This is a genomic window from Haladaptatus sp. CMAA 1909 (assembly GCF_043952005.1).
Lineage (GTDB): Archaea > Halobacteriota > Halobacteria > Halobacteriales > Haladaptataceae > Haladaptatus.
The window spans coordinates 2,673,320-2,685,975 of record NZ_JBIOAV010000001.1 but is presented as its reverse complement, the minus strand read 5'-3'; the positions used below and the strand labels follow the sequence as shown (position 1 = coordinate 2,685,975).

General features: G+C 63.2%; 11 protein-coding genes. 8 read left to right on the top strand and 3 right to left on the bottom strand.

The annotated features are described in order from the left end of the window. Positions 1-38 precede the first annotated feature (38 nt). Positions 39-1,304 carry a Tat pathway signal protein gene (locus ACGYLY_RS14625; RefSeq protein ID WP_395280836.1) on the top strand — a complete coding sequence of 422 codons (1,266 nt, stop codon included), beginning with the start codon at positions 39-41 and terminating at the stop codon, positions 1,302-1,304. Positions 1,305-1,409: 105 nt separating this feature from the next. Beyond that, positions 1,410-2,465 carry a hypothetical protein gene (locus tag ACGYLY_RS14620; RefSeq protein WP_395280838.1) on the top strand — a complete coding sequence of 352 codons (1,056 nt, stop codon included), beginning with the start codon at positions 1,410-1,412 and terminating at the stop codon, positions 2,463-2,465. On the opposite strand, the gene ACGYLY_RS14615 is transcribed toward ACGYLY_RS14620, so the two are convergent. From ACGYLY_RS14615 to ACGYLY_RS14605, 3 genes are all read right to left on the bottom strand, one after another. Beyond that, the gene (locus tag ACGYLY_RS14615) at positions 2,462-3,751 is read right to left on the bottom strand and encodes a hypothetical protein (RefSeq protein WP_395280839.1); all 1,290 of its coding nucleotides are present in this window, start codon (positions 3,749-3,751) and stop codon (positions 2,462-2,464) included. The genes ACGYLY_RS14620 and ACGYLY_RS14615 overlap by 4 nt on opposite strands. A gap of 162 nt (positions 3,752-3,913) precedes the next feature. After that, on the bottom strand, positions 3,914-4,897 hold the full coding sequence (locus ACGYLY_RS14610) for a transcription initiation factor IIB family protein (protein WP_395280841.1): 984 nt from the start codon (positions 4,895-4,897) through the stop codon (positions 3,914-3,916). 282 nt (positions 4,898-5,179) lie between these two features. Continuing rightward, on the bottom strand, positions 5,180-5,806 hold the full coding sequence (locus ACGYLY_RS14605) for a phosphoribosyltransferase (RefSeq protein ID WP_395280843.1): 627 nt from the start codon (positions 5,804-5,806) through the stop codon (positions 5,180-5,182). A gap of 128 nt (positions 5,807-5,934) precedes the next feature. Between ACGYLY_RS14605 and ACGYLY_RS14600 the strand changes: the two genes are divergently transcribed. The 6 genes from ACGYLY_RS14600 to ACGYLY_RS14575 are packed head-to-tail and all read left to right on the top strand — an operon-like array spanning position 5,935 to position 12,583. After that, positions 5,935-8,532, top strand: coding sequence for a PAS domain S-box protein (locus tag ACGYLY_RS14600; RefSeq protein WP_395280844.1), 2,598 nt, complete (start codon positions 5,935-5,937; stop codon positions 8,530-8,532). After that, positions 8,529-9,125: a hypothetical protein gene (locus tag ACGYLY_RS14595; RefSeq protein WP_395280846.1), complete on the top strand. Its 597-nt coding sequence runs from the start codon at positions 8,529-8,531 to the stop codon at positions 9,123-9,125. The genes ACGYLY_RS14600 and ACGYLY_RS14595 overlap by 4 nt, the downstream gene beginning before the upstream one ends. A gap of 37 nt (positions 9,126-9,162) precedes the next feature. After that, positions 9,163-10,221: a zinc-binding dehydrogenase gene (locus tag ACGYLY_RS14590; protein WP_395280848.1), complete on the top strand. Its 1,059-nt coding sequence runs from the start codon at positions 9,163-9,165 to the stop codon at positions 10,219-10,221. Positions 10,222-10,263: 42 nt separating this feature from the next. Continuing rightward, entirely contained in the window at positions 10,264-10,641 is a 378-nt protein-coding gene (locus tag ACGYLY_RS14585) for a 6-pyruvoyl trahydropterin synthase family protein (RefSeq protein WP_395280849.1), read from the top strand. Beyond that, positions 10,614-11,738 carry a glycosyltransferase family 4 protein gene (locus ACGYLY_RS14580; RefSeq protein ID WP_395280851.1) on the top strand — a complete coding sequence of 375 codons (1,125 nt, stop codon included), beginning with the start codon at positions 10,614-10,616 and terminating at the stop codon, positions 11,736-11,738. Before ACGYLY_RS14585 ends, ACGYLY_RS14580 begins: the two co-directional genes overlap by 28 nt. After that, positions 11,735-12,583, top strand: coding sequence for a class I SAM-dependent methyltransferase (locus ACGYLY_RS14575; protein ID WP_395280853.1), 849 nt, complete (start codon positions 11,735-11,737; stop codon positions 12,581-12,583). The genes ACGYLY_RS14580 and ACGYLY_RS14575 overlap by 4 nt, the downstream gene beginning before the upstream one ends. The last annotated feature ends 73 nt before the right edge of the window (positions 12,584-12,656 follow it).

Genomic DNA, 12,656 nt, shown 5'->3' with positions numbered 1-12,656 from the left:
CAGAATCCCTTTTCTCGCGGCCCCGCTAGCGTCGAACGATGAGCGATTCGACGCGAGGAATCCCCCGGCGAGAGTTCATGAAAGCCGCCGTCGCCATCGGCGGGTCGGCGGCGCTGTCCGCCTGCCTCGACCGTGGCGGGATGCCGGACGTACCGAAGGGGCCGTCCGACCTCTCGACGCTCCCGGAGCGCCAGCACGCGTGGAACCGGTTTCTCGCCACGGACGAGTACGGGAACAACGTGGCCGCCCGCCACAAGGTGCTCGTCTTCCTGAACTACGCCGGGAACGGGACGCCGAGCGAGTCCGAACGAGAGACGGTCGAGAAGTCGCTTCGAAGCCTCGAACGTGCATACAAACGGGGTCACGACGGACTTCTGTTCTCCATCGGCTACTCCCCGTCCTACTTCGCCCGATTCGGGGCAGAGGACGTGCTTCCGAAACCGAAGGCGCTCGCGCCGTTCGAGGACCCGAAACTGGACGAACAGGACGCCGTGGTGCAACTCGAAAGCGACCACGCACAACTCGTCCTCGCTGTCGAGGAGGCGCTCCTTGGCAACCGCAACGAACTGAACGGCGTGGACGTGAGCGGCGTCGCGGACGTGTTCGAGAAGGCGGACCGACGAACGGGATTCGTCGGGGACGGTCTGCCCGCCGACAATCAGGACGTGAGAGGGATTCCGGACTCGGAACCGGTTCCGGAGGACGCGCCGCTCTACATGGGATTCAAGTCCGGCTTCAAGAAGAATCAGGCGAGCGAGGACCGAGTGACGGTTCGTGACGGCCCGTTCGCGGGCGGGACCACCCAGCACATCTCGAAAATCGAACTGCACCTCGATCAGTGGTACGAACAGGACAGCCGCGAACAGCGCGTGGGAAAGATGTTCTGCCCGGTTCACGCCGAGGAGGACAAGGTCGAGGGCGTCGGCGAGAACCTCGGCGATTCGAGCGGGATGACGGACGAGTGCATCGACCATGTGGAGGACCACGCTCGGAAGCGCGGGATGGTCGGCCACTCGCAGAAATCCGCGGGAGCGCGGAAGGACGATTCGCCCGTCATCCTCCGCCGGGACTTCGATTCGACGGACGGCGGCAAGGCGGGCCTCCATTTCGTCGCCTTCCAACGAAGCATCGAGGACTTCGAGGAGACGCGTACCGCGATGAACGGCACCGACCTCGCGGGGAACTCCTCGGTCGGTCAGCGGTTGAACAACGGAATTTTACAGTACATGACCGTGTCCCGTCGCGGAAACTTCCTCGTTCCGCCGCGCTCGCTTCGCTCGCTTCCGACGCCGAACCCGGAGTAACCGTTTCCCGTGTCTCGGCGACGAACCCCTTTTGATGCGTATCAGCATCCCTTTTCGACGGGTGTACCAGAATCCCTTTTCGCGGCGGGTCGTAAGTTCGGACCAATGAACCGACGTAACGTTTTGCGGACCGCTGGCGTTCTCGGTGTCTCCTCGCTTGCGGGGTGTTCCGGATTGTTCGAGACGCGGACGATGCCACAGGCGCCACCGCTCGTGAAGAACCGCCCGGACGCGGTGTACATTCCGACGCACAAGGAGGGAATGAAGATGGCCGGGATGGCGAAACAGGGACGATACCGTCTCGCGCTGTTTTACTCCTATCCGCATCGCTTCTGGTTAATGGGCGGCGGAACGGCCAAACAGCAGGAGAAGGTCTCCATCGAGGACGGCGACGACCTACACCTGATGGCCTCCGTCTGGGATTCGGAGACGAAGACCGTCCTCCCGACCGGGAGCCTCCAAGTCGAACTGTCGAAGGGGGACTGGAGCGACACCCGGACGATGTGGCCCATGCTCTCACAGAACATGGGTTTTCACTTCGGGGACAATATGGCCCTCGACGGGGACGGAAAATACACCGCGAAGGTGCGCGTTTCCGGCTTGAGCGTCCGTCGGACCGGCGCGCTCGCGGGGCAGTTCGAAAGCGGCGCGACGCTCACGACCGACTTCGAGTTCGACCGGGACACGTTGGAGGAGATTCCGTTCACGACGCTGGACGAGAAGAAGGGCCAGAAGGGCGCGATTTCGCCGATGCAGATGGACATGCCGATGAGCCACGTTCCGGAGAAGGCGGACCTCCCCGGTCGGTTCGTCGGCCAACAATCGAGCGGCGACGCCGACTTCCTCGTGACGACGGTTCCGGATTCGGACCTCGCAAAGGAGACGTACCTCCTCGTCTCGCCGCGGACGCCGTACAACGGCTATCCAATTCCGATGCTGTCCCTCTCGGCGACGCTGAAGCGGGATGGAGAGACGGTGTTCGACGACGTGCTGAATGCCACCATCGACCCCGACATCGGGCTTCACTACGGCGCGAACGTGACGAGCGCCGAGAAGGGCGACGAACTCACGGTTCGGGTGGACTCGCCGCCGACCGTGTCACGTCACGAGGGGTACGAAACGGCGTTCCTGAAGATGTCGAAAATGCAGTTCTCGATTTAAACGGCGTCGAGTAACGGCCAGACGAGGACGCCGACCCACATGACGAGTCCGGCCTGTACCAACGTGTTCCAGCGACCGTCCGTCTCCTGACACGAACCGCCGACCGCGAGTACGCCGACGATGCAGAGGACGGCGAGTCGGTGTACCACGACCGTGATCGGAAGCACGTTGACGCCGATGCTCCGGTAGTCGAGGAGGAACCCGAGGCCGAGGGCGAGGATGGCGATGGCGAACCAATCCGTCGACTGTCGTCCGCTCGGAAGGGAAATCGCCGCCAGCGGGAGACCGAAAGCGAGAACGAGGTAGCCCGCTCCGGCGATTGCCTTTATCGGGACGGACGGGACGGCAGTCTCGACGGCGATACTCGCGGTGCGCACGAACAACGGTAGTCCAAACAGCGAGACGCTAAACGCGATACCGCGTTGCACCGTTTTCCTCTCCAACCGTGAAACGAGGGTTCGAATCGAATCCACGACGGTACCTTTCATGTCGACCGAGCCGAGGAGTATGACGGCCATCAACGCCGCTGGCACCGGTCCCATCTCCGACTTCGGCCGCAAGTCGACGATGGACACCCACCCATTGGAGTCGATGATGCCCCCGTTCGCGTACCGTTGACGGGAGACGCCGTCGACGTACCACTTCCCGTAATACTGCCCGTCGAGGTAGTACTGTGCTTTTTCGAGTGACCCAACCGTGTGCCGGAGTCGAAACCAGTCGAAGTACTCGTGGTGTGCTTGGATCGCGGTCCAGGTCCCGGTCCCCTTTCCGCCCTCGTATAGTCGAAGGTGGTAGCGCGAACCGAAATATGCGCCGTCGTGGAGTTGGGCTGTCTCCGTCGTCCACCCGCCACGCGAACCCGGCGCTTGGATGTAGGTGTACCGAACCGCCCCTGTCGTGTTGTGCCACTCGACGGTGCGTTTGCCGACGCTGGCCGTCCCCTCGTCGTTGGCGACGCCCTGCCACTCGTTGGAGTCGTTGTTCCACTGGGCATCCCGTCGGTGTTTGAGTTCGTTGACCACCCGCGACGAATCCCCCTCGACGACGACGTTGATCGGCAGCGTCAGCGAATCGTATCGCTCCTGACGGCTCGTGAACGGCCACAGTTTCGCCGAACTGTTCGGGTTCGGCGACACGAGTCGAACGTCGCTGGGACCTTTCGGTCGTGGCTCTCCCCTGGATTGAGGGGTGAGAAATCCAGGTTGAACGATGAGGAGACCGAACAGTATGAGAAATATGAGGCTCGTGGCGACTCGCTTGTTCAACCCGATGCGAGAGCCTGGCATGGCTGTCCAAGGATAAAAAAGCGTGTGAAATTAGTGTAACGGCCGTTTAAATCAAACACCTATAATAACCATTCCAATAGTATTTCCCCAATAATATTTCCAATGAACGGTATTTTGGTCGAATCAAAACCGTCGTCGTAAATCGGACGGTATCGAAGCCGTTTAGGCCGCGATGCCGTCTTGGCCCGCTTCGAGGAGTTCCTGATATCGGTTTCGGATGGTGACTTCGCTCACGTTGGCGACGTCGCTGACCTCGCTCTGTGTCACCTTTTCGTTGCTGAGCAAGGAACCGGCGTAGACGGCGGCCGCGGCGAGTCCGACCGGCGACTTGCCGCTGTGGACGCCCTGTTCCTTCGCGGTCTTGAGCAGTTCGTTCGCCCGGCGCTCGGACTCGTCGCTGATGTCGAGATCCGAGGCGAACCGCGAGACGTAGCTCAGCGGGTCGGCGGGTTGGATTTCGAGACCGAGTTCGCGCACGATGTAGCGGTAGGTACGCTTGAACTCCATCTCGTCGATACGGCTGACGGCTGCTACCTCGTCCAGACTGCGCGGGACGCCGGTCTGGCGCGCCGCCGCGTACACCGAGGACGTCGCGACACCCTCGATGGAGCGTCCTGGCAGGAGGTCCTCGTCGAGCGCGCGGCGGTAGATGACGCTCGCCGTCTCGCGGACGTTCTTCGGCAGGCCGAGCGCGCTCGCCATGCGGTCGATTTCGCCCAACGCCTGCTTGAGGTTGCGCTCCTTGCTGTCGCGGGTGCGGAAGCGCTCGTTCCACGTTCGGAGTCGCTGCATCTTCTCGCGCTGGCGACTGCCGAGGGTGTTGCCGTAGGCGTCCTTGTCCTGCCAGCCGATGTTGGTCGACAGCCCCTTGTCGTGCATCATCTTCGTCGTCGGGGCACCGACGCGGCTCTTCTGGTCCTTCTCCTTCGAGTCGAAGGCGCGCCACTCGGGACCGCGGTCGACGGAGTCCTCCTCGACGACGAGGCCACACTCCGAGCAGACGGTTTCGCCGTGGCCCTCGTCGGTGACGAGATGGCCGCCACATTCGGGACAGGTCCCCTCCTCTTGCTCGTCCTCGGTCTCATGTTCCCGTTCGTGGGCCGTTACGCCGGACTCGCTGTAGCGTTGTATCTTGGTTGTAGTCATGGTATATGCGTTGGCGGAGGCTCCCAAGGGGGAAGACCCAAAGAATCCCGGAAGCTTAGTTCCTAACCACGAGTTAGGACGAAACGTACTTAAGGCTTTCGTGATTTGGTGCGTTCTTCACCAATCCATATTCATCGTTAATGACGCTTATTCCGCGCACTGATCGCGGTTTGAGGCTTCGACGCTCTCCGAACGCCGATTCGATCCCGACGAAATCCTATCTGTCGGGGTCGTCGCCCCGTGTTCCCGTTCGGGCCTCCCGTGATCATCCCTTTTCGTGCGCTACTCGTCCGTTAGATACGTCTTCGCCACTTCGTCGGGTACCTGATCGAACGTTCGGTAGAACTGGCCGACGGCACCGAACTGGAGCGGCGATTCGAGACAGAGGACGGAATCCGCTTCGCCGCGTAACTCTTCGATGGAACTCGGCGATCCGACCGGGACGGCTAGCGCGACGTGGCTCGCGCCCGCGTTCTTCACCTGCCGCAAACAGGCGATGGTCGTCGCACCGGTGGCCACGCCGTCGTCCACGATGAGCACCCGTTTTCCCTCGATGTCGGGTATCCGGTCGCCGCCGCGGTACGTTTCCGCTTTCTTTCGGGCCGCCTCAGTCTTGCGTTCTTTCTCCCCTTCGAGATACGTGTCGCCGACGCCGAGTCGCTCGATGAGTTCGTCGTTCAGCCAGACGCTTCCGTCCGCGCCGACGGCCCCGATTGCGAGTTCCGGATTCCCGGGCGCACCCAATTTCTTTGCGACAACCACGTCGAGCGGGACGTCGAGCGCGTCCGCGACCGGTCGTCCTATCGGTAGTCCGCCGCGTGGAATCGCGAGTACGATGTCCGCGTCTACCCCCTCCCGCGTGACGAGCGACGCGAGTTGTTGCCCCGCGTCAGTTCTGTCGTCGAACATGACTGTCCCCGTTCGAACAGAGAAGTCTCCTGTGGATAAAGGTGTCCGGCCTCCACATCCCCATAAACACCAATATTGGAACATAACAATTATGGTATCATACTCCGTTTATAGAACGAAATTGATAAATGGGTGAGAAGACAGCTCTCGCCGCTCTTTACGTGGATGGCGACACCGAGATGCTCGAAGATACGGCGAACTCCCTCGAACGGGAGTCGAGCCAGCTACGACTTCGAACCGCATCATCGGGTGAGAAAGCGCTTCACGCCCTTCGCACGACCGATATCGACTGTATCGTCTCCGAATACGACCTCCCCGACACGAACGGGTTGTCCCTCCTCGAATCGGTCAGTGACGAGTTCCCGAGGGTTCCGTTCATCCTCTTCACCAACGCGGGAAACGAGGAGATCGCAAGCCGAGCAATCTCCGCGGGCGTCACCGACTACTTTCGAAAGGAGTCTTCGCCCGAGCAGTACGCGGTGTTGGCGAACCGAATCGAAAACGTCGTTCGTTCGTCCACCACCGAAGACGCCCTACAGGAAAGCGAGGAGCGCTATCGAACGGTGGTCGAGGGAAGCCACGACGCCGTGTACATCTATCAGGACGACCGTTTCATCTTCGTCAACCAACGTGCCTGTGAGATAACTGGTTACACCGAAGCGGAGCTCAGGGGGATAAACGTCTGGTCGCTCGTTCACCCGGACGACCACGAACGTCTGCGAGCTATCGCGACAAACCGAATGGACGGAACGCACGACGTCTCGACCTACGACGCCCGCTTCCTGACGAAGGACGACGAGACGCGGTACGGAAACTTCTCGGTCCGGGAGACGACCTACGAGGGGCGCACGGCGACCATCGGGTCGGTACGCGACGTGACCGAACGCAAGCGAACCGAGGCGCGACTGAAGGCGCTCATCGAACACTCACACGACCTCGTGACGCTCATCGACGAGCGAGGAATCATCCGGTACGAAAGCCCATCCGTCGAACGTCTCGGCTACGAGCCGGACGACCTCGTCGGCGAGACGGCCTTCGACTACATCCACCCTGACGACCGGACGCACGTCGTGGAAACCTTCTATCGGGCGGTCGAAAATCCCGATATCGCCCCGACCATCACCTACCGTTTCCGACACGCGGACGGGTCCTGGCGCTACCTCGAAACGACGGGTGAAAACCACATCGCGACCGCCGACGTGGAGGGGTTGGTGTTGAACTCGCGGGACGTGACCGAACTCCTCGGAATGAAAGAGGAACACGAGGAAATCCTCGCTCGGATGACCGACGCGTTTCTCGCGTTGGACGACGACTGGCGGTTCACGTTCGTCAACGAGCGGGCCGAGGAGATACTCAACCGGACCGCGCCGGAAGTCCTCGGCGAAATCATCTGGGACGTGTTTCCCGAAGCGGCCGACACGGCGTTCCACGACAGCTACGAGGAGGCCATGCGAACGCAGGAGCCATCGACGTTCGAGGTGTATTTCGAACAGTACGGCAGCTGGTACGAAGCGACCGTCTATCCGTCTTCGAACGGCGTGTCGGTGTACCTGCGCGATGTGACCGAACGGAAGGGCAGGGAGGAAACGCTCGAAGCGCTTCACAACGCCACCAGAACGCTGATGCAAGCCGAATCCACCGCTTCCACGAGCGAAATCGCGGTTCGGGTCGCACGGGACGTCTTGGGTTTGCCGATGACCGCCATCTGGGAGTACGACGACACCACGCCACGACTCGTCGCACGGACGGAGGAGCATCGGACGGCCCATAACGGGTCCGTTCCGGCCTTCGACCGGGAGGCGGCGGTGAAGACCTACCGGACCGGAGAGCCGGTCCGCAGTAACGACCGGTTCGCGGACGAGACGTCGGAGGTGTACGTTCCGCTCGGCACCCGTGGCGTCATCACCTTCGACGCGGAGGAGCTGGACGATTTCGACGTGTACTACGCACAACTACTCGCCGCGAACACCGCCGCCGCCCTCGACCGCGCGGAACGCGAGGACGAGCGAAAGGCCCACCAACGGGAGCTGGAACGTCAGAACGTTCGCTTGGAGGAGTTCGCCAGCGTCGTCTCCCACGACCTGCGAAACCCGCTCAACGTCGCGAAGGGCTACCTCGACCTGTATCGTTCGACCGACGAGGAAGATCACCTCGACCGAGTCGAGAACGCTCACGAACGGATGGCGAACCTCGTCGGCGACGTGCTGACGCTCGCACGACAGGGACGGACGGTGAGTGAGACGGAACCGGTGTCCGGATGGACCATCACGATGAACGCGTGGGGGTCGGTCGAAACCGGGTCGGCCACGCTCGACTCCTCGTGGACGGCGACCATCAACGCCGACGAGAGTCGGTTACAGCGATTGTTCGAAAACCTGTTCCGCAACGCCGTCGAACACGGCCACCCCGACGTGACGGTTCGCGTCGGCGAACTCGACGGCATCGCCGGGGACGGCGGTCTGCAACAGGGAGGACCGACCGGAAGTACGACACCGGAGACGACCGACCACGGCTTTTTCGTCGAGGACGACGGGCCGGGAATCCCCGAGTCGGATCGAGAGGAGGTGTTCGAGTCGGGCTACTCCACCGGCGAGCGCGGCACCGGACTCGGATTGACCATCGTCAGGCAGATAGCGGAAGCCCACGGCTGGCAGGTGTCGCTCGACGAAGCGGCGGGCGGCGGCACACGATTTGAGTTCACGGGCATCGAACTGGCGAGCGAATGACGCAGGTTTCACAGGCGACCGTCCTCCGTCACTGGGTCGAACTCGAACAGCGCAAGCCCAGCGTTCCGAATCGGGACCTCGAATCGCTCTCGGAGCGCGAGCTGTTGGACCGTCTCCTCCGTTTAAAACCGGGTGTGGCGTCCTTCATCTGGCGCGAGAAGCCGATTTCGTGGCGTCGGTTGACGCTCTCCCGCGAGTCGTTCGAACGGTTACGCGTGGTCGATGGTCCGGACGGCTTGCTGTGGCGCGAACTCTCCCCCGACGGAACGATTCTCGGCGCGGCGCGGGCGATTGCGGCGGGCGACCGGGATACGCTGACGGCCGAAACTGGCGTCGATATCTCCCGAATCCTCTCGTTTCGGGAAACCCCGTCGAACGAACCGCTTGTGACCGTGACCCGGCGAAACTGCCTTCCCCCTCGCGTCGTGGACGGCAACCATCGGGCGACCGCACGGGCGCTTCGACTGCTGGAAACCGGTTCGTACGAACCGGTTTCCGTGTACCTCGCACGCTGTGAACGTCCGCTCGCGCCGCTGGTTCGTGAACGGGCGTGTTCGGCCCTCCGCCGACTGCGCGGCCGCCCGACGTGGTAGCCGCAAAGAATTTCCGGGAATCCGTCGCATGGCAGGTGTGCCATCCGCACGGGCGGTCTACTTCACGGGGGAACGCGAACTCGACGTTCGCACGACGGAGGTTTCCGAACCGGGTCCATCGGAGGTGCTCGTTCGAACGTCGGTGTCGGCAATCAGCCCCGGCAGCGAACTCCTCGTCTATCGGGGGAACGCCCCGGCCGAAATGGACGCGGACGCGACCATCGACGCGCTCTCGGGGTCGCTCGACTTCCCGCTCCAGTACGGCTACGCCGCGGCAGGAACCGTCGTCGCCGTCGGGAGCGACGTCGGGGCGGACCTCCTCGGCGAATCCGTCTTCGCGTTTCAGCCACACGCCAGTCACTTCCTCGCCTCGCCCGACGACCTGCTTCGGATACCGGAGGGCTACGCGCACGAGGAAGCCGTCTTCCTGCCGAACGTGGAGACGGCGGTCAACCTCGTCCTCGACGGGTCACCCAAGGTCGGCGAACAGGCCGTCGTTTTCGGTCAGGGCATCGTCGGGTTGCTGACGACGGGGCTCCTCGCGGAGTGCCCGCTCTCGGACCTCGTGGCCATCGATCGTCATCCATCGCGGCGCGAACTCGCACACGAGATGGGTGCGGATCGCTGTTTCGACGCCGGAGGCGACGAGAGAAATGGAATCGACGCGAATGCCGAACCCGTCGAAACCGTTCGCTCTCACCTGTCCCGCCCGGACACGCCCGCCGGTGCGGATTTGAGCTACGAGCTTTCGGGCGACCCCTCGGCGCTCGACGACGCCGTCGCGGTGACGGGCTACGACGGCCGCGTCCTCGTCGGGTCGTGGTACGGCGATAAGCGCGCGGACCTGAATCTCGGCGGACCGTTCCACCGGAGTCGAATCGACATCTCAAGTTCGCAGGTGAGCACCCTCGACCCGGAACTGCGCGGCCGTTGGGACACCGAGCGCCGACTGCGCGTCGCGTGGCGACGGCTCGGCGAACTGGACGTATCTCGGCTCGTCACCCACCGGTTCCCGGTCGAATCGGCCGCCGACGGCTACCGTCTGTTGGACGAGCGACCCGACGACGCGCTTTCGGTCCTGCTGACCTACGACTGACCGACCCCGTGCTCGGCACGCACGAAAATCACCATCGCTACCATGTACGAAGTATGCGTTTCACGGACGTTCGTCGCACAGCACTTCCTGACCGTTCCGAACCCCGGCCCGGAGGGGGATCTCCACTCGCACCGATACGAAGTCGAACTCCGACTCCGCGGCGAATCGCTGAACGAGTTCGGCTACCTCGTCGACATCGACGACGTTCGGGCATCGCTGGACGAAACGGTCGCGCGATACCGCGACGAGACCCTGAACGACCTGCCGGAGTTCGAAGGGGACAACCCCAGCGTCGAGCGCTTCGCTCGGGAGTTCTGCGCCCGCACGCTCGACACCCTCGACGCGCCCGATGTGTCGGAACTCACGGTTCGGATGCACGAGGGCGACGACGCGTGGGCCGCGTTCGAGCGGCCGGTGTGATGCGACTCGGTTTCGTCGTCTACGGGTCGCTGTCCGAACGCTCGGGGGGCTTTCGCTACGACAGAAAGCTGGTCGAGGGGCTTCGAAGCCGCGGCCACGACGTTTCCGTCGTCGGCCTCCCGTGGGACCGATACGCGAAGTCGCTGTGTCACAACCTCGCCGACCTCGAATCGCGGCTTTCGGGCTTCGACGCGGTTCTGGAAGACCACCTCTGCCATCCGTCGCTGCTTCGGGCTAACCGCGCGCTCGACGTTCCGGTCGTCGCGGTGGTTCACCACCTCAGGTCGAGCGAACCGCGGGCGGCGTGGAAGAACGCGTGCTATCGGGGCATCGAGCGGCAGTATCTCAGGGGCGTCGATGCCGCGGTCTGCAACAGCCAGACCACCCGACGGTCGGTGAAACGGCTTCGCAACCGTCCGACGACCGTGGCGTATCCCGCCGGCGATCGATTCGAAGCCGCGGTGTCGAACTCGTCGAAATCATCGAACCCGTCGAAACCGTCGGAGACACGTTCGGTCGGCGACGACACCGATGGCCCGCTTCGACTCCTCTTTCTCGGCAATCTCATCGAGCGAAAAGGGGTTCACGTCCTGCTCTCCGCGCTCGCAACCGTCTCCGGCGACTGGACTCTGACCGTCGTCGGCGCGCGAACCGACGCCGAGTACGCGGCGCGGCTACACCACCTCCGGAATCGCCTCGGACTCCGCGAATCCGTTCGGTTCACGGGCCGGCTTTCGGACGAGGAAGCGGCGGACCACCTCGCTCGAAGTCACGTCCTCGTCGGGCCGTCGCTGTACGAGGGGTTGGGGTTGGTCTACCTCGAAGCCATGGCGTTCGGCCTGCCGGCGATAGCGACGACGGCGGGCGGCGCGAGCGAAATCGTCTCCGACGGCGAAACCGGACTGCTGTGTCCGCCGGACGACGCCGACACCCTCGCCGACGCGGTTCGGACCCTGCGCGACGACCCGAACCTGCGTCGCAGGATGGGCGATTCGGCGCGCGAGCGGTACGAAAACCACCCATCGTGGGAGGAGACCACGACGACGGTTGTCCGGTTTCTCGACGACGTAACCGACCCGACAGGAGCAGTCCCGTGAGCTTCCAGACCTACCTCGACGCGAAGCGAACCGTGGACGACCGCGCGCTGAACCGGCGGGTTCTCGGTCGATTCAGCGACGAACTCCCCGAGTCGGCCCGGATCCTCGAAATCGGGGCCGGAATCGGGGCGATGGTGGAGCGATTGCGCTCGTGGAACCGTCTTCCCCCGACCGTTCGGTACACCGCCCTCGACATCGACCCGGAAAACGTTCGGTTCGCTCGCAAGCGGTTGTTGTCCTCCGGATTCGAACCGCACGGCGACGAACTGCGGCTTACGTCGGACGACCGCCGATTGACTGTCGACTTCGAAGTCGCCGACGCGGAGACGTTCGCGGCCGAAACCGACGAGCGATGGGACGCGCTCGTGGGTCACGCCGTCGCCGACCTGTTCGACCTCGATTCCGCGCTCCCGGCGTTCCGTTCCATCCTCGAACCGGGCGGCCTCTGTTACTTCCCGATAACGTTCGACGGCGGGACGACGTTTGATCCCCCACACCCGCTCGATGCGCGGGTAGAACGGGTGTATCACCGCGATATGGGAAACAGTAGCGGGACCGCGAACGCCGGTCGACGGCTCCTGTCGGCGATGCGCGGGGAACAGTTCGACCTCCTCACCGCGGGCAGTTCCGATTGGTTGGTGTATCCGTCCGACGGGTCGTATCCCGCGGCGGAGGCGCGGTTTCTTCGTTTCATTCTCGACACCGTGGCTGGCGTGCTCGCCGACAACCCCGACATCGATTCGGATGCGTTCGCGGACTGGTTACGGACGCGCCACGGGCAAGTCGAGGAAGGGGAACTGACGTACATCGCTCATCAGTTCGACGTGTTGGGTCGCCGGACGTAGCTCCCCGCACAGCTATCGAATCGATTACAGCTTTCGTCCGACAAAAAATCAGGGTACGACATTGGTAGACGAA